This window comes from Methylobacterium sp. 092160098-2 (genome assembly GCF_028920805.1).
Classification (GTDB): domain Bacteria; phylum Pseudomonadota; class Alphaproteobacteria; order Rhizobiales; family Beijerinckiaceae; genus Methylobacterium; species Methylobacterium fujisawaense.
In genome coordinates this window covers 692,440-711,670 of record NZ_JAQPZJ010000002.1, presented here as the reverse complement: position 1 = coordinate 711,670, position 19,231 = coordinate 692,440, and the positions used below count along the sequence as shown (strand labels likewise).

Annotated in this window: 14 protein-coding genes and 6 pseudogenes; 11 read left to right on the top strand and 9 right to left on the bottom strand. The window is 67.0% G+C overall.

What is annotated here, in order from left to right:
* The first annotated feature begins 77 nt into the window (after positions 1 to 77).
* Positions 78 to 887 carry a universal stress protein gene (locus PQI07_RS28845; protein ID WP_274928358.1) on the top strand — a complete coding sequence of 270 codons (810 nt, stop codon included), beginning with the start codon at positions 78 to 80 and terminating at the stop codon, positions 885 to 887.
* Positions 887 to 1,213 (top strand): c-type cytochrome, encoded by a 327-nt coding sequence (locus PQI07_RS28840; RefSeq protein ID WP_274928357.1) that lies wholly within the window; start codon positions 887 to 889, stop codon positions 1,211 to 1,213. Before PQI07_RS28845 ends, PQI07_RS28840 begins: the two co-directional genes overlap by 1 nt.
* Positions 1,214 to 1,220: 7 nt before the next feature.
* Here the strand turns inward: PQI07_RS28840 and PQI07_RS28835 are convergent.
* From PQI07_RS28835 to PQI07_RS28825, 3 genes and pseudogenes are all read right to left on the bottom strand, one after another.
* A pseudogene (locus PQI07_RS28835) lies at positions 1,221 to 1,962 on the bottom strand (helix-turn-helix domain-containing protein).
* 371 nt (positions 1,963 to 2,333) lie between these two features.
* Positions 2,334 to 3,380, bottom strand: coding sequence for a polyphosphate kinase 2 (gene ppk2, locus PQI07_RS28830; RefSeq protein WP_274928356.1), 1,047 nt, complete (start codon positions 3,378 to 3,380; stop codon positions 2,334 to 2,336).
* 71 nt (positions 3,381 to 3,451) lie between these two features.
* Complete coding sequence (locus PQI07_RS28825) at positions 3,452 to 3,697, bottom strand: HP1242/YdcH family protein (RefSeq protein ID WP_274928355.1); 246 nt, start codon at positions 3,695 to 3,697, stop codon at positions 3,452 to 3,454.
* 550 nt (positions 3,698 to 4,247) lie between these two features.
* Here PQI07_RS28825 and PQI07_RS28820 point away from each other — a divergent pair.
* Positions 4,248 to 4,649, top strand: coding sequence for a heavy-metal resistance (locus PQI07_RS28820; RefSeq protein WP_274928354.1), 402 nt, complete (start codon positions 4,248 to 4,250; stop codon positions 4,647 to 4,649).
* Between the two features lie 208 nt (positions 4,650 to 4,857).
* On the opposite strand, the pseudogene PQI07_RS28815 reads toward PQI07_RS28820, so the two are convergent.
* A pseudogene (locus tag PQI07_RS28815) lies at positions 4,858 to 5,100 on the bottom strand (integrase core domain-containing protein); the annotation flags it as partial.
* Positions 5,101 to 5,360: 260 nt separating this feature from the next.
* Here PQI07_RS28815 and PQI07_RS28810 point away from each other — a divergent pair.
* Positions 5,361 to 6,590: an IS110 family RNA-guided transposase gene (locus tag PQI07_RS28810; protein WP_274928353.1), complete on the top strand. Its 1,230-nt coding sequence runs from the start codon at positions 5,361 to 5,363 to the stop codon at positions 6,588 to 6,590.
* A gap of 95 nt (positions 6,591 to 6,685) precedes the next feature.
* On the opposite strand, the pseudogene PQI07_RS28805 reads toward PQI07_RS28810, so the two are convergent.
* The 3 genes and pseudogenes from PQI07_RS28805 to PQI07_RS28795 form a co-directional block, all read right to left on the bottom strand.
* Positions 6,686 to 7,465, bottom strand: a pseudogene (locus tag PQI07_RS28805) (DDE-type integrase/transposase/recombinase); the annotation flags it as partial.
* A gap of 66 nt (positions 7,466 to 7,531) precedes the next feature.
* Positions 7,532 to 8,065: pseudogene (locus PQI07_RS28800) on the bottom strand (IS630 family transposase); the annotation flags it as partial.
* Between the two features lie 168 nt (positions 8,066 to 8,233).
* Entirely contained in the window at positions 8,234 to 9,268 is a 1,035-nt protein-coding gene (locus tag PQI07_RS28795; RefSeq protein WP_274928306.1) for an IS481 family transposase, read from the bottom strand.
* A 672-nt stretch (positions 9,269 to 9,940) separates the two neighbouring features.
* On the opposite strand from PQI07_RS28795, the gene PQI07_RS28790 reads away from it, so the two are divergent.
* The 3 genes from PQI07_RS28790 (at position 9,941) to PQI07_RS28780 (ending at position 13,899) form a co-directional block, all read left to right on the top strand.
* Complete coding sequence (locus PQI07_RS28790; RefSeq protein WP_274928352.1) at positions 9,941 to 11,317, top strand: PepSY-associated TM helix domain-containing protein; 1,377 nt, start codon at positions 9,941 to 9,943, stop codon at positions 11,315 to 11,317.
* A 105-nt stretch (positions 11,318 to 11,422) separates the two neighbouring features.
* On the top strand, positions 11,423 to 13,759 hold the full coding sequence (locus tag PQI07_RS28785; protein ID WP_274928351.1) for a TonB-dependent receptor family protein: 2,337 nt from the start codon (positions 11,423 to 11,425) through the stop codon (positions 13,757 to 13,759).
* Positions 13,759 to 13,899, top strand: a complete 141-nt coding sequence (locus PQI07_RS28780; protein WP_274928350.1) for a hypothetical protein — start codon at positions 13,759 to 13,761, stop codon at positions 13,897 to 13,899. The genes PQI07_RS28785 and PQI07_RS28780 overlap by 1 nt, the downstream gene beginning before the upstream one ends.
* A 35-nt stretch (positions 13,900 to 13,934) precedes the next feature.
* Here the strand turns inward: PQI07_RS28780 and PQI07_RS28775 are convergent.
* A pseudogene (locus tag PQI07_RS28775) lies at positions 13,935 to 14,798 on the bottom strand (IS3 family transposase); the annotation flags it as partial.
* Between the two features lie 75 nt (positions 14,799 to 14,873).
* On the opposite strand from PQI07_RS28775, the gene PQI07_RS28770 reads away from it, so the two are divergent.
* Complete coding sequence (locus PQI07_RS28770) at positions 14,874 to 15,917, top strand: IS110 family RNA-guided transposase (RefSeq protein WP_274926645.1); 1,044 nt, start codon at positions 14,874 to 14,876, stop codon at positions 15,915 to 15,917.
* Between the two features lie 266 nt (positions 15,918 to 16,183).
* On the opposite strand, the pseudogene PQI07_RS28765 reads toward PQI07_RS28770, so the two are convergent.
* Positions 16,184 to 16,462, bottom strand: a pseudogene (locus PQI07_RS28765) (transposase); the annotation flags it as partial.
* A 136-nt stretch (positions 16,463 to 16,598) separates the two neighbouring features.
* Here PQI07_RS28765 and PQI07_RS28760 point away from each other — a divergent pair.
* From PQI07_RS28760 to PQI07_RS28750, 3 genes are all read left to right on the top strand, one after another.
* Positions 16,599 to 17,273 carry a MarR family winged helix-turn-helix transcriptional regulator gene (locus PQI07_RS28760; protein ID WP_274928349.1) on the top strand — a complete coding sequence of 225 codons (675 nt, stop codon included), beginning with the start codon at positions 16,599 to 16,601 and terminating at the stop codon, positions 17,271 to 17,273.
* Between the two features lie 15 nt (positions 17,274 to 17,288).
* Positions 17,289 to 18,008 carry a hypothetical protein gene (locus tag PQI07_RS28755; RefSeq protein WP_274928348.1) on the top strand — a complete coding sequence of 240 codons (720 nt, stop codon included), beginning with the start codon at positions 17,289 to 17,291 and terminating at the stop codon, positions 18,006 to 18,008.
* Positions 18,009 to 18,092: 84 nt separating this feature from the next.
* On the top strand, positions 18,093 to 19,175 hold the full coding sequence (locus tag PQI07_RS28750) for a catalase family peroxidase (RefSeq protein ID WP_274928347.1): 1,083 nt from the start codon (positions 18,093 to 18,095) through the stop codon (positions 19,173 to 19,175).
* Positions 19,176 to 19,231: the final 56 nt, after the last annotated feature.

Here is a 19,231-nt window from a genome sequence, read left to right as displayed (position 1 = left end):
CGCTGGATCAAGGACGATCCGAGGCGGTCCGGCGAAGCAGCCTCTACGGATCTTCCTTCCCGAGCCGGAGCCGCTCAATGTCCATCGCCAGCATCATGGTCGCCCTCGACACCGGCGAGGCGGCCACCCGCCGCGTCCGTCTCGCAGCGGACCTCGCGTGCCGGTTCGAGGCCACCCTCACCGGCGTCGCCGCCCGCAAGCTGCCGAGCCCAGGTCCCACTGCCGATATCGGCGAGGCGCAGGCCGCCTACGACGCGGAACGGGCCAAGCTGGCCGACGAACTCGCGCTGGCCAGGGACTTATTCCAGGCAGGAGCCGGAACCGACATCCGCACCGGCTGGCGGGCGGGCGAGGCTGGAGCGGAAGCCTTCCTCGTCCGACAGGGCAGGGGCGCCGACCTGATCGTTGTCGGACGCGGCGCCCCGCATGCGGCACACGACGCGATGATGCCCGACCCGGGTGCAGTGCTGATGGAGATGGGGCGTCCGGTGCTGGTCGTGCCGCCGGAGGTCGACCGCCTCAACGCTGCCCGCATCGTCATCGCCTGGAAGGACGTGCCCGAAGCACGTCGCGCGGTCTCTGCCGCACTTCCCTTCATCGGGCGCGCGGACAAGGTGTTCGTTACGGCGGCCAGCGAGGCGCGCTTCGAGGGCGCCGAAGAAGTTTCCGACCTGCTGTGCCGCCACGGCGCGCACGTCACCACAAACCTGCTCGATGCGCCGGCCGGCGAAGTCGCTGACGCGATCCTCCGCTTCGCGCGCCGCGAGGACGCTGACTTGATCGTGATGGGCGGCTACGGTCACTCCCGACTTCAGGAGTGGCTGTTCGGCGGCGTGACCCGGGACATCCTGCGGAGCTCGTCCCTCTGTTGCCTGATGAGCCACTGATGAGCGCGGCATCTACCCTCGCGGCTACGGGGCTCCTGCTGTGCCTCGCGGCGGTCCCGGCCGTCGCCTGGGAGGCGAGGGTCGAGCGCGGTCGAGCCCTGGCGCGTACGGAATGCGCCCGCTGCGACGCCGTCGACCGGACGGGGCCGAGCCCGCTGCGGCAAGCGCCGCCGTTCCGCACCCTGCACGAGCGCTACCCGGTCGAGAACCTCGCGGAGGCGCTGACCGAGTGCATCCGCACGGGACACCCGACCATGCCCGAGTTTCGCTTCGAGCCGGATCAGGCGGAGGGGCTGATCGCCCACCTCAAGGCGCTTGAGCTGTGAGGCGGCGTCAACTAGCCGCCATCTGCTCCAGCCTAAGGAGACCGAGGAGGCGCACGCCGCCAGGCACAAGCAGGATGGCGTGCGCCCGATCGAGGCCCGACAGCATGCGGCTGACCGTCTCGATGGTCAGCCCAAGGTGGTCGGCCATGTCCTGGCGGCCCATCGGCAGCTCCACCGTGACGGAAGAGTGGCCGGTCCGCGCGTAGTCGATCCCGCAGGGTCAGCAGAAAGGCGGCGACCTTCTCCTCGGCCGTGCGGCGCCCGAAGAGGAGCATCTGCTCCTGCGCGAGCGTCAGCTCGTATCCGGCCCGCTCGTGCAGGCTCCTGAGCAGGTGCGGCTTGGCCTCGACCAGGGTGGCGGAGTCGACGCGCCCGAAGCGACAGGTGGTCACCGGTCAGAGCGTCTCGGCCGACACTGAGTAGCGATCCTGCAGGGCGAGTCCGAGGAAGTCGCCCGGCAGGGCGAAGCCCATCACTTGGCGCCGGCCGTCCGGGAGCAGGCGGGTGAGGCGCAAGGCTCCCTCGATGACGTTGAAGACAAAGCCTGTAGGCTCGTCCTGATCGTACAGTGTCTGGCCCTTGTCGAGGGTGAGGTGCTGGCTCAGCGCTTCCAACTCCTCCAATTCGTTTAGTTCCTGCACCGAGCAGACTCTGATCAGGCGCACCTTGCAGTCGGCGCAACCATTCTCTGACCGCCCGTGTCGGCAAGAGTGAGAGATTTTCTCGCACGAGCCCGGATCGCCCAGCATGCCGCCTCGCGTTAGGCTGGGCTTCCCAGGATCATCCCCGTCGTTTCCCGTAGCGGCGAGGATGGGCCACGGGACAAGCTTTGCATTGACTCAGCGCAAGAGCAGCACGCGGCACGAGGACTTAGTCTTTGACATGTCTATTTCGCCCGTATGTCTTGCAGCCGAGGCCGATGGCGCCAACACTGCCGATGATGCGGATTCTCTCGCGAAGCCCTTTGTGCCGAACGGCGCAGCCACCCGCGCGTGGCCGCTTTGATGGCCGCGGCCGAACGCGAGGCCGCGCGCTGAGCGGGTCGGGCAAGGTGAAACGACGAGACGGGTGGTGATTCGCAGGCCTGCCGGAGCCACCGGCAGGCGGTCTCTCACAGCTGTCAGCCGCCGCGCCTCATGTCCGGGTGCACGGCCTGGTCGAGCAGGCCGGCATGCTGACCGAGGACGGCCGTCGTCGAGCCGACGACGAGCGGATCGGGCCCGTGCACGAGGTGCAGGTCGCGGTCCGGATAGGGCGTCGAGGCCAGGAAGAACTGCATCGCGTTCAACCGCGCCCGCCGCTTGTCGTCGGATTTCATCACAGTCCAGGGCGCGTCCGCGGTGTCCGTGTAGAAGAACATCGCCTCCTTGGCCTCAGTGTAGGCGTCCCGCTTGTCGAGGGAGGCCCGGTCGATAGGCGACAGCTTCCAGTGCTTTAGCGGGTCGCGCTCGCGGGCCTTGAAGCGGCGCAGCTGTTCCTCCCGCGTCACCGAGAACCAGAACTTGACGAGGCGGATGCCGGAGCGGACGAGCATGCGTTCAAGCTCGGGGGCCTGCCGCATGAACTCCAGGTACTCGTGCGCGCTGCAGAACCCCATCACGCGTTCGACGCCGGCGCCGTTGTACCAAGAGCGGTCGAAGAACACGATCTCGCCGGCGGCGGGCAGTTGCTGGATGTAGCGCTGAAAGTACCACTGCGTCCGTTCCCGCTCGTCCGGCTTCTCCAAGGCGACAACCCGCGCCCCACGCGGGTTGAGGTGCTCCATGAAGCGCTTGATCGTTCCGCCCTTGCCCGCGGCGTCGCGCCCTTCGAAGAGCACGACGACCTTCTCGCCGGTCTGCTTCACCCAACTCTGCAGCTTCAGGAGCTCGATCTGCAGCGGCAGCACGTGCGTCAGGTAGGCCGTCTCGGACAGGCGCGTCCTGTAAGGGTACTCGCCCGTCTCGAAGGCCCGGCGGATGGCTTCGGGTTCGTGGTGCTCGGCAAAGGTGGTTCGCGCCGAGCCCGGCAGGCCTTCCGCATCGGCACCCGCGTCGCTTGCGCCAGGCACCCGCCGCCCATGCGGCGGCACGGGATCCGCCGCCTGGGACGAGGCCGTATCAGCCTCCGGGATTGCGGACGGGTCGGGCTCGATCAGGGTGGTCCGCTGCGTCGATGCACCCGTCATGTGACCTCGCCATCCACCGTTCGCGTCGAGCACCCTATGCCCTATCGGCAATCGACGACCCGCCTCGTTCCTCAGGCGGCCTCGGCCGCGAGCGCCCGCGCGATCTCGTCCTTGAGGTGCAACCGCTCCAGCCGCGAGGCCCGCTCGGTCTCCTCGGAGACGGACTCTATGCGCTCTTCCATGCGATGCAGGGCGCGGTTCACCACGTGGTAGCGCTCGACCAACTCGGCGAACCGGCCGTCGGCCTGCTTCAGCGCATGGATACGGCCGGCCAGGCCCGGAAACTCCGCGGCGAGATCGTGGGGCACGTGGGACATGCGAAGCTCCTCAGGCTGGGACTAGGCCGGCAAGGGGCTCGCGACGACGGTAGCGGGCGGTTTCCGGTCCGGCGGAAGGCAACTTGGTCAAGGAGGGCGACCCCTACCTTGATCCAGCGCAAGGCGCCGGGGCTACGTTGAGAACCTGATGCTGACCCGGCGAACGCTCGTAAGGGCGCCCCCCTAGTCCTCGAAAGCGACCGCAGGCGGGTTCAGTTACGGCAGGGACCGAGCGGACTTTGATCGGGATCAAGGACCGTCTGGGCCTCTTCCCGTCTAACGAGCGCAGGTCCACCTCGAACCTGACCCAGTGAGATGGTCAGAGAGCGTCGGTCGCACACGTTCGTTCGAGGAGACTTGGCTCGGGTGAAGCCTCTCTCGACGGGAGGACTGGTCCGGGGATGCCGAAAGCGTCGTCCCGGCGATCGCACGCTTGGTCACTGCGGTCGTGAGGTCTGTCGTGATCGCCCGGAGCATGGACTCGGGTTCGCACTCAGTCGCGGAGGGACCCGCAGCAGCGCGGTACCCGGAAGCTGTTCAGGAGGCCACCATGTCCGCACCGACCGTCAAAACCGACCCGTTCGACCCGTTCGGCATCGCCGCCGCGATGCACGCATGGGGTTGCCTGCTCACGGCGGCTCGGGAAATCAGGGACGTCGACAGGGAGATGATGGACACGCTGCTAGAATCCCGTGCGCCCCCTGCCGCGCCCATGAGCCCGGACGCGCCCGCGCGGGTCCGCAGCCTCACGGCGCTGATGCGCGGCCTCCAGCTCGATCCCGAGGCGATCCGGCAGCACGGGCCTGAGGCCATGCGGGAGCTGGAAGCCGCCTGCCTCACCTGCGCGGAGCGCAGCCGCTGCACCCGCGAGCTCCGGGCTGGGACGGCGGCGCGCACCTATTCCGAATTCTGCCCGAATGCCGCGCGCCTCGACGCGCTCCACGCTGCCTGAGCAGTGGCCACCCTGCGGTTCGGAATGCCGCTCGACTGGACCCGCATGACTCAGGGCCTGACGGGCGTTGGGGGGTGCCCGATCACGCCGACCGTCGTCTCACGGAGGCTTCAAGGTCGGGGCGGGGGAACCCCTGCTCGCCGAGATCGAGACGACGTGGTTGCGTGTTGGCTGGCAGCAGTTTTACGAATAGGCGTGACGGAGAAGCCTAGATGTTCGGTCCCGGCATGTGGTGTGACGGATCGAGCCTGAAGCGTTCGGGCTCTTTCGTCCAGGTCTGGCAGATGAACTCGTAGGGCGTGAGGCCGCGCAGAGTCTTGAGCCGGCGGCCGTAGTTGTAGGCATCCACGAACAGCTGCAGGTGCTGCCGGAGCTCGTCATGGCTGGCGTAATGGTAGCGCTTGACCGTGGCGTCCTTGATGGTTCGGTTCATCCGCTCGACTTGACCATTATCCGGTATGTACCCTCGCGGTGCCTTCTCGTCCCGCTGTTCTCCTCAGAGAACGGTATTATGGTGAGCCCATCTGGGACGCGGGGCACCGGGAGCACGAAGGTGCGGGCAGGCCGTCGATAGACAGTGGGCTGAGAGCCCGAACTCGTTACATGGCCGCCCCTTGCGACTTTCCCGGATGCGCTGCGAGCGCGGATCAGTAGGTGTCGTGTTGCCCGCCAGCTCCCGTTTTTGTCGACAAACCAGAATGGGGAGTGGGCATGCGGATCATCGGACTCGATATTCATCGCGCCTTCGCGGAAGCGGTGGCGTGGGACGATGGCAAGTTGAGGCGACTGGGCCGCGTCGACATGCGTCGCGACCTCCTGAGCGCCTTCGCTGAGCAACTCTCGGCGGACGACGTCGTGGTCGTCGAGGCCACTGGTAATGCCGCGGCCGTTGTGGCGGTTCTCGCGCCGCACGTGAAGAAGGTGGCAATCGCCAACCCGATGCAGGTGCGGATGATCGCACATGCCAAGATCAAGACCGACACGATCGACGCTGGTGTGCTGGCGCAGCTCTACGCGAGCGGGTTCCTGCCGGAGGTGTGGGTTCCAGACGAGCCGACCCAGGCGCTGCGCCGGCAGGTCACCCGCCGCAACCAGATCGTCCGGCAGCGATCCCGGCTGAAGAACATCATCCAGTCGATCTTGCACAGCCACTTGATCCCGGCCTGTCCCCACGCTGATCTCTGCGGAGCCAAGGGCCGGGCCTGGCTCGTCGAACAGGTCGTGCCAGAGGACGAGCGGCTCGCGATCGAGCGGCACCTGCGCGAGTTCGACCGGCTTGGCGAGGACTTGAAGGTCATCGAGCGCGATCTCGCCCGCTCAGCTCTGGCCGACGAAGGCGTCAAGCGGCTGATGACGGTCCCCGGCATCGACATGGTGGTGGCGCTCGCGTTGACGGCGGCCATCGGCGAGGTGACCCGCTTCGACGAACCGCAGAAACTTGTCAGCTACCTCGGCCTGAACCCGAGCGTGCGGCAATCAGGACCGGGGCCGGCGCAACACGGCAGGATTACCAAGCAGGGTCGCGGTCATGCCCGCGGTATGTTGGTCGAGGCGGCCTGGGCTGCAGCCCGCGCTCCAGGCCCACTCCGGGCCTTTTTCCTGCGGGTCAGGGCACGACGCGGCCAGCACGTGGCCGCTGTTGCAACCGCCCGCAAACTTGCGGTCGTAATCTGGCACCTTCTGAGCAAAGGCGAGAGCTACGTTTGGGCCCGCCCCTCGCTTCATGCGAAGAAGCTTCGCGATCTTGAGCTGAAGGCCGGCTACAAGGCGGCTCGCGGTCAGAAGGGCGCAGCTCACGCATACAATAGCAAGAGCCACCGCGATGAGGAGCGGCGCTGGGTTGAACAGGCGGAGACTGCCTACGCCCGCTTCGTGACGGGCTGGAACCCGCAAGGGCCGAAGAAGGTGCGCACGGGCGCCGCAACTGAGGTGCGACGATAGAGGCTGCGCGGCAGGGCTCCCACCTCACGCCCTGCTCTTCGCCACGCGGTCGCCCGTGCACCAGCCGAGAATAGCGCAGATCCACGAAGAAAGCTCTTGTCGATTACATCAGTCGTCCACGGGCAGCGCGGCTTGGTCAGGCGATGCTCGATCTTGGTCTGCTCGCAGGCCCAATCGAACGAGTGCCAGCGGTAGATGCGCGGCCGATCCTGGGTCGCCCAGTAGGCAACCGCCTTGGCCTCGGCCTCCTCGTCCACCGGATGATTGTCGGCGAACTGGATGCCATTATCCGTCAGCACCGTGTGGATCGTGTGCGGCACGGCGGCGACCAGATCGTGGAGAAAGGCTGCCGCGATCCGCTGTGTTGCCTTCTCATGCAGTTGAACGAAGGCAAACTTGCTCGTGCGGTCGATGGCCACGAACAGGTGTAGCTTGCCCTGTTCGGTGCTGACTTGCGCGATGTCGATGTGGAAGTAGCCGATTGGGTAGGCCTTGAAGCGCGAGCGCTTGGGCTTGTCGCGGTCAACATCCGGCAGGCGGCTGATGCCGTGACGCTGCAGGCAGCGATGCAGCGACGAGCGGGTCAGATGCGGCAGGCTCGGCTGCAGCGCGTAGAGGCAGTCGTCGAGCGGCAGCAGGGTATGCCGTCGGAAGGCGACGATCACCGCCTCGTCCTCCAGGCTGAGCACGCTGGAGCGGGGCTCCTTTGGCCCCATCCGCGCATCCATGCTGGTCTGGCGTGAGCGCCACTTCTGCACGGTCGTGGCGCTGATGCCGTAGCGCTTGGCAGCGGCCCTTACGCTCTCTTGACGAGCTTGGATTGCCCGACGGACCGTCTCAGTCGTCGTGGCGCTGCCGTGGAGAACCTGTCCCATAACGCGTCCCTCCATGCGGCATCAGTCGTACCACTACACAGCGGGACCAAACACCAGTGCACTGACTCAGACGGATGGTTCAGGGGATTGGCTGACGGCTGCGAGGATATCGGTGGCGGGCTTTGTCCAGACGAAAGGTCTGGCGCGCTGGTTGTGCTCGGCGATGTAGCGTTTGATGGTCGCCTGCAGATCGACGACGCCGGTGAAGGAGCCTCGCCGCAGCCGACGACGGGTTAGCGCTGAGAAGAAGCCCTCGACCGCGTTGAGCCACGAGGCCGAAGTCGGGGTGAAGTGGAACGTCCAGCGCGGGTGCCGGGCGAGCCAGGCGCGCACCTTCGGATGTTTGTGGGTGGCGACGTTGTCGAGGATCGCGTGGATCGCCTTGCCGGACGGGACAGCAACCTCGACGGCGTTGAGGAACCGGATGAACTCACCATTCCGGTGGCGCTGCATGCAGCGGCCGAGCACGGTGCCCGCCAGGACGTCGAGGGCTGCAAACAGCGTCGTGGTGCCGTGACGGATATAGTCGTGGGTCTGGGCGGCGGGATGGCCGGGGGCGAGCGGACGGTCGGGGCGGGTCCGCTCCAGCGCCTGGATCTGATGGGGTGGATGGCCCCCTCTACCGGCATCTAAGCATGTCGCTCAACGTCACGAAGATGAAGCGTGGTCTACAGCTCAAGCACGCTGTAGTGTCACAATATGTAGTAGCTGGTACTCGATCTGACAGGCGATGTCCGGAGGTGGTCGGTCTCGACTGCCTGATGGTGCTCAGGCGGCGATCATCTTCTCCTGGGCCAGCGGGACGGCGTCAAGGAAGGTCCGCATCGGCGTCTTGCCGAAGCACCAGCGGCCCTGATGCGGTCGCTCCTCATTGTAGCTCTGGATCCAGGCATCCAGGTCTGCCTGCAGCTCGGTCAACGAACCGTAGATCTTCTTGCGGAAGGTGACGCGGTAGAACTCGTTCAGCACCGTCTTGTGGAAGCGCTCGACGATGCCGTTCGTCTGCGGGTTCTTGGCCTTGGTCCGGGAATGGTCCACGTCCTCGACCGCGAGGTAGAGCTCATACTCGTGGTGCTCGGGGTTGCCGCAGTACTCGGTACCGCGGTCGGTCAACACCCGGCACAGCTTGACCTCCTGAGCGTCGAAGAATGGCACCACGCGGTCGTTGAGCAGGTCGGCCGCCGTGAGGGCCGTCTTGCGGTCGTAGAGCTTGGCGAACGCCACCTTGGCGTAGGTGTCGATGAAGGTCTGCTGGTAGATCCGCCCAACCCCCTTCATGGTGCCGACGTAGAAGGTGTCCTGCGCGCCGCAGTAGCCGGGGCACTCGCTCTCGAACTCGCCGTGCGTCTCCTTCTCGGCCTTGGCCTTCTCCAGCGCCGCGAGTTGGCCTTCCGTGAGCACCAGCCCCTCCTGCGCGACCTTGGCCTCCAGAGCCTTCAGCCGCTTCTTCATGGTCTCCAGGTCGTGGCGCTGCCAGACGCCGCGCACGCCCGCCGGTGAGATGGAATGCCCGCGCTTGCGGACCTCATTGGCCACGCGGATCTGCCCGTAGGCCGGTTGCTCCAGGGCGAGCTCTACGATCAGCGCCTCGACCTCGGGCGCGGTGCGGTTGGCCAGAAGCGGCTTGCGCCGACTCAACTCCTGCAGGGCGACCTCGCCGCCCGTGTCGTAGAGCTCTCGGAACCGGTAGAAGCTGTCGCGCGAGTAGCCCATCATCTTGCAGGCTTGGCTGACATTGCCGAGCTGCTTGGCCAGCTCTAGCAGGCCCACCTTGCCGCGGATGACCTTCTGTTCCCTCGTCATGGTCAGTGTCCTCGAAAACGCCGAGGCCGGGCGCTGCGCACCCCGACCACTCCGCGCCCGGCCTCGGCTCTCGCTTCAGCTCAATGACACCGGCTGTCAGATCAAGTCCTGACTACCGCACACAATACATCAGCTTCTTTGGCTTCGATCGAGCATCCCGTGGTAGGGCGGCGCCGCCACGCCTCCCGAAATTCGCGACGAAACGGCTGGTAAGAACCCGTTGACGGATTGACCCGGCGTTCCGCCGAACCGTAAGTGGACGAATGCGTGGGTGCCTGCCTCGGAAGGTCCAAGGCCGCGCGATCATTGGGGTGATCGCGCTCTATGCGCTCGTGCTGCAGGCATTCCTGGGCGGTCTCGTCCCTCTGCCGTCAGCTCCGGTCGGCGGAGTCATCTGCGCCGAACATGGCGATACGAGCGCACCCGGCGATCAAGGGACGTCCTGTCACCAACACGCCTGTTGCACGGCGGCGCAGGCCGCGCAGTTGCTTCATCCCCTGCTCTCGACGTCCGCGATGGTAGCTTGGTCCCCTGTCGAGGTGGCTTCCGCCCCGTGGCGCGACATCGGTTCGGCTCAGGCGCGTGCCCCCCCCGACCACTCCGTCAGTCCACGAGGTCCGCCGGCCGCCTGATCGATCCGCTTCCAAGATCGCTCAGACCCGGGCCTCACCCATGTCACAGTCTCTCCATGGCGACGCGACGGCGTTCGCCGCCGTTGCTGTCGCGCGCCCGGCGCAGGACGCCGTCTACCGCGCCGTCTGGCGCTGGCACTTCTACGCCGGCCTGCTCTGCCTGCCCTTCCTGATCCTGCTCTCCGTCACCGGCTCGCTCTACCTCTTCAAGGACGAGATCAACGGCACCCTGTTCGCCTACCGGACGACGGTGACGTCCCAGGCGAGCCGCCCCCTCAGCCCGGACGTCCTGCTCTTCAACGCCACGGAAGCCGTGCCGACCGCGGTGCCGGTGTCGTTGGCCGACCCCGCCGATCCGGCCGCCGCGGCCGTGGTGACGATGGCCGAGGGGCCGCGCAGGACCCTCGTCTACCTGAACCCCTACAACGGCGACGTGCTCGACCGCGTCGACCGCGACGGCGAGTTCATGATGGTCGTGCGACGCCTGCACAGCCTCGCCTATTTCGGCACGGTCGCGAACGGCGTCGTCGAGGTTGTGGCCGGGTTCGCCATTATCCTCGTGATTACCGGCACATATCTCTGGTGGCCGCGCCAGCAGACCGGCGGCGTCGTCAGTGTCCGCGGCACGCCGCGCAAGCGTGTCTGGTGGCGCGATCTCCACGCGGTCACGGGTCTGGTCGCGGGCGCCGGCCTGTTCTTCCTCGCCGCGACCGGTTTGCCCTGGTCGGTCTGGTGGGGCCAGCAGGTCCGCATCCTGTCCAACGAGGCCGGCGTCGGCCAGCCGCGCGCGTTGTGGGCGAACAAGCCCGTTTCGAACGTGCCGATGCAGGAGATGCTCACCACCACCGGGTGGGCGATGGAAGACGCGCCGGTGCCGGTCTCGCAGCCGAGCGCGACCGTTGCCATCGGCCTCGCACGTGCCGTCGAGATTCTCCGTGGTCTCGGGATGCCGCGCGGCTTCGAGATCTCCCTGCCGGTTGGCGAGACCGGCGTCTACGCGGCGGCGGCCTACCCCAAAGACGTGACCGCGCAGCGGATGATCTCCCTCGACCAGTACACCGGCAAGCCGCTCGTCGACGTACGCTTCGGTGACCTCGGCGGGGTGGCCTGGGCCATCCAGTATGGCATCGGCATCCACAAGGGCGAGCACTGGGGTCGTGCCAACCAGCTCGCGATGCTCGCCTTCTGCCTCGCCACCATCCTGCTGTCGGTCACGGCTGCGGTGATGTGGTGGAAGCGGCGGCCCGCCGGTCGCCTCGGCGTCCCGCCCTGGCCGCGCAACCGGCGCGTCGCCGCCACGGTGACGGCGATCGTGCTTGGTCTCGGCGCTCTCTTCCCGCTGACCGGGCTCGCCATCGTCGGCATGATCGTCGTCGACCTCGCCATCCAGGTCCTGCGACCGCGCTTGGCGCCCTGATCCGTCGGGTCTGGGACGAATGCGCCCCGGCCGCGTCCCTTTCCCAATCCCCATTCCCGGTCGCAGCGGTCGCATCCGCTTGCCGCCCCTCGACGAGTGTCCGTCATGCCTGAATGCCGTCTTTGCCATCGAGCCCGCGCGCTCGGCCTGATCCTGGCCGCGAGCCCGCTAGCCATCACAGCCGCACAGGCCCAGCGTGCCGGCCAGGCTGTCGCCCTGGATGAGATCTCCGTTACCTCTGAGGGCAGCGGTGCGCCCGGTGGGGTGCAGGCCACGTCAGCCGGCACTCCCGGACCCGGCCTGCCGCCGGTCTCCGCCCCGACTCCGCTGGACAAGCCCGTCGGCGAGGTCGTCACCAGCGTCGGGCGCGAGGGCGTCATCGACAACCGCGCCGCCACGACCGTGGCGGATATCCTGCGCAACAGCCCGGGCGTCACCGTAAGGCAGGGCAACGGGCCTCGCGACGTCGTTGTCTCGATCCGCGGCAACAACGCCCGCGCCACCGGTGTCTCGCGCAACTTCGTTGTTCTGGAGGACGGCTTTCCCGTCACGCAGGCGGACGGCTCCTCGCGTTTCGACCTCGTCGACCCGAGGGCCTACTCACGCATCGACGTGTTCCGCGGGCCGCAGTCGCCGTTCTTCGGCAACTACGCCACGGGCGGGGCGCTGAACTTCGTCACACGCCGCGGTTCCGAGATCAACGGCGTCGAGTACGGGGTCGATGCAGGCAGCTTCGGCTACCTCAACAACTACGCCACCTTCGGCGGGGTCAGCGGCCCGTTCGAGTACAGCCTGTTCACGAGCGACACGCGGGGCAACGGCTTCCTCAGCCACAACTCGTTCGACACCCAGACCATCAACTTCCTGGGCACCTACGCGCCGACCACCGACGACCGCTTCACCCTGAAGATCATCAACAACGAGGTCGCCACCGACCTGCCGGGACGCGGCTCGCTCAACCAGTTCCGGCTCAACCCCTTCCAGCGGGGCTGCGCCACGGCCGCCGCGGCCGCACCCGGCTGCGTGACCTACAACCTGCTTCTCAACGGCCGGAACGGCGCCACCGTGCCGGTCACCGCCGACGAAGGTGCCTTCTTCCGTGGCGACCGGCGCACCATCGTGGGCGGACGCTGGGAGCACGACTTCGACGCCTTCACGACCTGGCGCACCCAGCTCGTGTTCGACGACCGCCAGATCAACCAGCCCTTCTACACGAGCTCGGGACGCGGTGATTTCCCGGGCTTCAACTTCCTCACCGACTTGACCCGGCGCGGGGACCTGTTCGGCCTTCCGGCGACCGGTTACGTGGCGCTCGCCTACAACACCCTGGACAGCCACAGCCTGACCTACAATCGCGCGCCCTACGGCGGCACGCGGCTCGGCGCGTTGACCGCCGATCTTGAGGCCACCCAGGCCAATCTCGGCGGGCGCGCGCGGATCGAGCTGCAGCTCTCAGAGCAGTGGATCGCGGTAGCCGGAGTCAGTGCCGAGAACACCACGATCAACGGCCGCAACATCACTTACGGCTTCCCGGCCGCCGGCGGCTTCACGACCACCCTGGTCAACCTCGATCGCAGCTTCCTCAACGTCGCGCCCGAGCTCTCGCTAGTCTACCGGCCCAACACCGACTGGCAGTTCCGGAGCCGGGTCGCCACCGGCTACGCCACGCCCTCGGCCTCAAACCTCACCGTCACGTCCGCCGGCGTGCCCGGCAACAACGGGCAACTGCAGACACAGGAGAACCTCGGCTTCGACGTCGGAGCCGACTGGACACCGCTGCCCGGCGTCCGGTTCAGCGTCACGGGCTTCTACGAGTTCTTCCGCAACGAGCTCGTGACGCAATCGCCCGGTGCCGGCCTCCTGAGCTACACCTTCAACGCGCCGGCCTCGGAGCATCGCGGCGTCGAGGTCGGGGCGGACTGGACCTTCGCACCGGGCTGGCGGGCGACCGCCGCCTACACCTTCGACGACCAGATCTACACCAAGTACGTCGAGCAGCTCAGCGCCGGCAGCCTCACCAGGCGGTTCGACCGCGCGGGCAACCACATCCCCGGCGTGCCCGCCAACCAGCTTCTCGCGCGCGTGGGCTACGAGCAGACGACGGGCCCGTTGGCCGGTCTCGGCGCCTATGTCGAGACGGTGTTCCAGGACGACTTCTTCATCGACAACGCCAACCAGCTGAAGGCGCCAGGCTACGCTATCGTGAACCTGAACGTCCACTACACGACGGAGTTGGTCGGCTACGCCAAGCGGCTGAACCTGTTCTTCGAGGCGCGGAACGTCTTCGACAAGACCTACATCGCCTCGGCCCAGAACCTCGCGAACTCGATCAGCGCGACCTCCGGCCTGCAGAACGGCGCGAGCGTCCTGGCCAACACCACCGGCTCGGTCTTCGCGGGTGCGCCCCGCAACTTCGTCGGCGGCATGCGGCTGGCGTTCTGATGCCGCCGAGAAGCGCAGCGCCCGAACCCAAGCAGGTCCCGCGACGGCGTGCCTGCCGCGCGGCCATCGCGGTGGTCGCCCTATACGCCCTCGCGCTTCAGGCGGTGCTCGGCGGCGCGAACCTCACGGTCCTTCCCTGACCTGACCGGTATTTTGGACCGGGCCAGTTGCGAGGCTACTGCATGGCCGCTGCCATGGGTAGCCGGAAGGCCCGATCCGGGTCGCTGACAGGCGCGGGCGGGCGGTAGCCTAACGACGAATGCGGGCGGACGCGGTTGTATGTGTTTCGCCATAGACCGATCACGGCCTGGGCTTCCTTCAGCGAGTAGAAGATCTCCTGACGCAGGCACTCATCACGAAGCTTCCCGTTGAAGCTCTCGCACTACCCGTTCTCCCACGGCGAGCCCGGAGCGATGTACTGGATCTGCGAGCCAGCTTCGACGACTCACTTGCGCAGGGCTTTGGAGATCATCTCCGGGCCATTGTCACAGCGGATGTGCTCCGGGATGCCGTGCAGGCACATCGCGTCGGCCAGCGCCTCGATCACGCCGACGCTGTTGATGCGCCGCGCCACCTTCAGCGCCAGGCAGGCCCGGCTGTGCGCGTCGATCAGCGTCAGGATGCGAAGGCTCCGGCCGTCGTGAGTCTGTCCCTGCACAAAGTCGAAGCTCCAGACGTGATGACGGTGGAGCGGACGCAGCCGCATGCAAGAACCGTCGTTGAGCCAAAGTCGGCTACGCGGCCTGTGTTTCTGCGGGACCTTCAACCCCTCGCGACGCCAGATGCGCTGAACCCGGTCCTTGCCCACCTGCCAGCCGTCTGCCTGCAGCAGCGCGGTGACGCGGCGGTAGCGATAGCGCCCGTACTCGGACGCCAGGGCGATGATGGCCTGGGTCAGCTCATCCTCGTCGGCCAGCACGGTAGGCACGTAGCGTTGCGTGCCGCGGTGCTGACCGACGATCCGGCAGGCATGACGTTCCGAGAGACCGTACTTCTCCCGGATGCCGTCCACTGCCTGCCGGCGTCGCTCGGGGGCTAGATGGGGTATTCGGGGTGCCTCGCGCGGCGGAAGCGGCGGCATGATGGCGCTTCGATCCAATCCCGGAGCCCCACCATGAGCGAGCAGCACCACGTCGGCCTCGATGTCTCCGTGAAGGAGACCGCAATCTGCATCGTCGATCCCCATGGTAAGGTCGTGCACCGGGCCACCGTCGAGAGCCATCCCGAGGTGATCGGCCGGCACCTGATCGACCTCGGCCACAGCTACGCGCGTGTCGGCCTGGAGGCGGGACCGCTCTCACCGTGGCTCTACGCCGGCCTGGTCGAAGCCGGACTGCCGGCGATCTGCGTCGAGACCCGCCACATGCATGCGGCCCTCTCGGCCCGCATCAACAAGACCGACCGCAACGACGCGATGGGCATAGCCCAGATGATGCGGGTCGGCCTGTTCAAGCCGGTCCACGTCAAAACGCCGGCCAGCCAGCAACGCCGCCTGCTCCTGACCTCGCGCAAGCTGCTTCAGCGCAAGGCTTACGACATCGAGAGCGACCTGCGCGGCCAACTGCGCAACTTCGGCCTCAAAGTCGGTGTCGTGGGGGCTGCCGGTTTCGAGCAGCGCGTACGCGACCTCGTGCTCGATCTGCCCTTCGTCGCGGCCGTGGTCCTGCCGCTGCTGGAGGCGCGCTCGGCGCTGCGGACCCAACTGGCCAAGCTGCACAAAATGCTGCTGGACCAGGTCCGCACCGACCCGGTCTGCCGGCGCTTGATGACCGCGCCCGGCGTCGGGCCGGTCGTGGCGTTGACCTACCGTACCTGCGTCGACAACCCAGCCCGCTTCGGACGATCGCAATGCGTCGGGGCGCATTATGGTCTGACGCCGCGGCTCTACCAGTCCGGCGAGACGAAGCGGGTCGGCCGAGTCTCGAAGTGCGGCGACACGATGATGCGCGCCGCACTGTATGAGGCCGCGCTCGTGCTGCTGACTGGCCCTCGGGTTCGATGGTCCTCGCTGAAGGTCTGGGGGCTGGCTGTGGCCAAGCGCAGAGGCATGCAGAAGGCCCTCGTGGCCGTCGCCCGCAAGCTGGCGATCGTGCTGCATCGGATGTGGCGCGACGAGAAGGATTTCCGCTGGTCGACCGAAGCCGCGACGGCGGCCTGAAGCTTACGGATCAGCATCACGTAACACCGAGCTCCTCCGGCGTGGAGGAGGTCCCTGTGGGGACGATGGGAGCGGGTGAGACCGAGGAAACTCGAGCGTCGGTTCTGCCGGGCGCGCGGCTTAGATGGATCCGCCCACTCCCTCTAACCCCATCATGAGGCGGCGCTCGCCGACCTCGGAGAGAAGCAAGAGCTCCACAGGGCCGATCACGCGTCGAACCAGGATGCGCACGAAAGGGCGTTGACCGATGAACCCCGAATAGAGAATAAGTTTCCCGAGGCGACGTCCGCCAACACCTGACCCACCAAGGACAGGTCAGCTACGAGCCGGCGTAGCCGCGCGTTCTCGCGCTCCAGGTCCTTCATCTTCCTGGCCTGGTCGACCTGGAGGCCGCCGTACTCCCTGCGCCAGCGTGAGTCACTCTGCTCGGAGATCTCCGTCTCCTTGCACGCCAGCGCTAAGCTTTTGCCCTGAGCTGTCTGCACCTCGATCTGGCGCAGCTTCAGTACCACCTGCTCCGCGCTCGTCTTCTGACCTCGCCGCATGTCCGACTCCTCTGGTCCTGGCTGATCCTCTCAATCAGCCCGGTCCAAAACCAGCCGGTCAGGTCAATCTGCGCCTGATCCACCCAATCCTATGCAGACGCTTGACTCGGAATATTAGGAGTCCTAACTATTATGCATGGACCATGCGGCCGACCCAGATCCTGTCCTAATTCGCCTGCGCGAAGGCTTCGAGCGCGTCGCGCTAGTGCTGCGCGCCGATCTTTGGGCAGCCGCGGGCGATGCCGGTTTGAACCCGGCTCAGGCGCAGGTGCTGGCGCTGCTCACCGTCCGCCCCGCCGGCCTGCGGGCGAAGGAGATCGCGGCGCACCTCGCCGTCTCGGCAGCGAGCATGGCCGACACGCTCTCCGCTCTCGCGCGCAAGACCCTGCTGACGCGCGTGCCCGATCCTGCCGATGCCCGTGCGGTGATCGTGCGCCTGACGGACGATGGGCGCACCCTCGGGCATGCCCTCGCCACGGCGACCTCGCAGGTGATGTCCGCTCTAGCCCGGCTGTCGCCGGCTGAGCAGGCCGATCTCCTTCTGACCCAGATCAAGCTGATCCGGACCCTGCAACAGGCCGGTGCCATCCCGCTCCAGCGGATGTGCGTCAGCTGCCGCCACTTCAGGCCGAACGCCCATCCGGCCGAGGCACAGCCCCACCATTGCGCCTTCGTGAACGCCGCGATCGGGACCCGAGATCTCCGGCTCGATTGCGGCGAGCATGAAGCGGCCGATCTCGACGTCCAGGCTGCCACCTGGACGTCCTTCACGAACGGATCGCCGCCCCTCCAAGCACCACTCGAGACCTGAGAAGGACACAGCGTCATGAAGAAGATGAAGGCAAGGGGCGTCGGCCTCGTGGCGGCGGCCCTGTGCGCGCTCTCCACCAGCGCCACGGCCGCCCCCATCCAGGCGCGGCCGGATCCGGCCGTCACGGCATCGTTCGACATCGTCGAGACGACAATTGCGACCAAGGGTAACACCGCCGTCTTCACGACCCGCGTCCGGGGCGAGGCGGGGAAGGACAAGCCGAATCCCACCGGCAAGTTCGAGGGCTCGAGCGTCTACGCCTATGTCTGGCCGACGACGCTCGACAGCGGTGCGATCGGCTTCGACAAGGCTCAGGGCATCGTGGCGCTCGCCGTCACCTTCCACCCCGATTTTGACGATGCGGCCAACGGCGCCAAGAACCGGCACGTGTGGCACCCGCACTGGGTGGTGCTCGCAAAGGACGCGGCCTGCGGCGGCGGTCTGAAGGTGGTCGACATCCCGAAGGGCTCGACACCGAAGGTTCCGCCGACCTGGCCCAAAGTGCCGCTCCTGATCGACAGCCCAGACTACAAGACGACCTTCCGAGGTGATGCCGTACAAGTCGAGATCCCGATCTCACTCATCACCGGCATCAAGGGTGCGTCGTTCGACGGCGTGACCTCCGGTCTCAAGGTCAACGGCAACCTGCATGCGCCGCTGCTCTGCGTCAGCGACGTCTTCAAGGTCGCCTCCGGCAACCTTTCGCTGCCGGGCAAGGTGGCCCCTCAGAGGTAGCCTGAAACCAGGAAGCGGTCCGGCGACTGCCATCGCCGAACCGCCGAAGATCCCCCTCCAAGCATCAGAGAAGGAAAAACCACCATGACATATGCCAGCCTTGACGATCCACCCCCATCCGCCGCGGCAGTGTCGCTGCCGTCGGCCGTGATCGGCCGTCTCTCCGGCGCGGTGCCGACGCTGCTCAGGACGGTCACGATCCCGCTCCTCGGCGGGGTTCTGCTCTCGCCTCTCCCGCTGTCGACCGCGGCGACCGCAGCCGATGCGCAGAGCCTGGTGGATGCCCTGAAGACGGTCGCCGGGAAGCCGCCGGGCGTGCGTGCGACCTTCGCCAAGGGGCAATGCGTGCGCGGCACCTACACGCCCTCGGCCGAGGTCGGGCAGGTGACGCGGTCGATCAGCTTCACGCGGCCATGGCCCTTGGTCGGCCGGTTCTCGGTCGGCGGCGGCAATCCCTCCGTGCCGGACACGGTCAAGACCGTGCTGCGCGGCTTCTCGATCAAGATCCTCTCGGAAGGCGGCGAGACGCATCTGCTGTTCGAGAACGCGCCGGTGCACTTCGCCCGGACGCTCGACCAGATGCTCGGCTTCCTGCAGGTCCGCGCTCCGGGCGCCGACGGAAAGCCCAACCCGGAGGCGATCGCGGCCTTCGCGAAGGCCAATCCGGAGACGATGCGCCAGGCGGCGTTCGTCGCGGGTAGGCCCTTACCCGGCAGCTATGCCGGCATCGTCTACTGGGGCGTGCACACGTTCACGGGGGTGAGTTCCGCCGGACGCGCCGTGCCTTTCAAGTTCAAGGTTGTTCCGCAAGCCGGCGAGATCGTTCTGAGCGATGAAGAGGCCAAGGGTAAGCCACCGCAGTTCCTGGTCGCCGAGTTGAGCGAACAGCTGTCAAAGGGCCCAGCGAAGTTCGACGTGATAGCCATGCTCGCTGAGCCTGGCGACGACCTGACGAACGACATTACCCTGCGGTGGAAAAACGAGGACGATCGAAAGGCCACAAAGCTCGGTACGATCGCGGTGACCGCCCTGGAGCCGAACGAGACCTGTGACGAAGGGATCTTCGATCCGGGCCAGCTGACCGACGGCATCGACGCGCCGAAGGACGAGATCTTCGGGGCCCGCCGCACTGCCTACGGCATCTCCTTCGGCCTTCGCGCCCAATAAGCACCCGCGGCCCGGCGACTGCCATCGCCGGACCGCTTCCACATAGCCCTCCAAGC

Bases quoted from the DNA above. Each gene is read 5' to 3' on its own strand.
- PQI07_RS28795 (WP_274928306.1), bottom strand. From the start codon at position 9,268: ATGACGAGGGAACAGAAGGTCATCCGCGGCAAGGTGGGCCTGCTAGAG.
- PQI07_RS28780 (WP_274928350.1), top strand. From the start codon at position 13,759: ATGCCGCCGAGAAGCGCAGCGCCCGAACCCAAGCAGGTCCCGCGACGG.
- PQI07_RS28820 (WP_274928354.1), top strand. From the start codon at position 4,248: ATGTCCGCACCGACCGTCAAAACCGACCCGTTCGACCCGTTCGGCATC.
- PQI07_RS28760 (WP_274928349.1), top strand. From the start codon at position 16,599: ATGGACCATGCGGCCGACCCAGATCCTGTCCTAATTCGCCTGCGCGAA.
- PQI07_RS28770 (WP_274926645.1), top strand. From the start codon at position 14,874: ATGAGCGAGCAGCACCACGTCGGCCTCGATGTCTCCGTGAAGGAGACC.
- PQI07_RS28785 (WP_274928351.1), top strand. From the start codon at position 11,423: ATGCCTGAATGCCGTCTTTGCCATCGAGCCCGCGCGCTCGGCCTGATC.
- PQI07_RS28790 (WP_274928352.1), top strand. From the start codon at position 9,941: ATGTCACAGTCTCTCCATGGCGACGCGACGGCGTTCGCCGCCGTTGCT.
- ppk2 (WP_274928356.1), bottom strand. From the start codon at position 3,380: ATGACGGGTGCATCGACGCAGCGGACCACCCTGATCGAGCCCGACCCG.
- PQI07_RS28755 (WP_274928348.1), top strand. From the start codon at position 17,289: ATGAAGAAGATGAAGGCAAGGGGCGTCGGCCTCGTGGCGGCGGCCCTG.
- PQI07_RS28810 (WP_274928353.1), top strand. From the start codon at position 5,361: ATGCGGATCATCGGACTCGATATTCATCGCGCCTTCGCGGAAGCGGTG.
- PQI07_RS28750 (WP_274928347.1), top strand. From the start codon at position 18,093: ATGACATATGCCAGCCTTGACGATCCACCCCCATCCGCCGCGGCAGTG.
- PQI07_RS28825 (WP_274928355.1), bottom strand. From the start codon at position 3,697: ATGTCCCACGTGCCCCACGATCTCGCCGCGGAGTTTCCGGGCCTGGCC.
- PQI07_RS28840 (WP_274928357.1), top strand. From the start codon at position 887: ATGAGCGCGGCATCTACCCTCGCGGCTACGGGGCTCCTGCTGTGCCTC.
- PQI07_RS28845 (WP_274928358.1), top strand. From the start codon at position 78: ATGTCCATCGCCAGCATCATGGTCGCCCTCGACACCGGCGAGGCGGCC.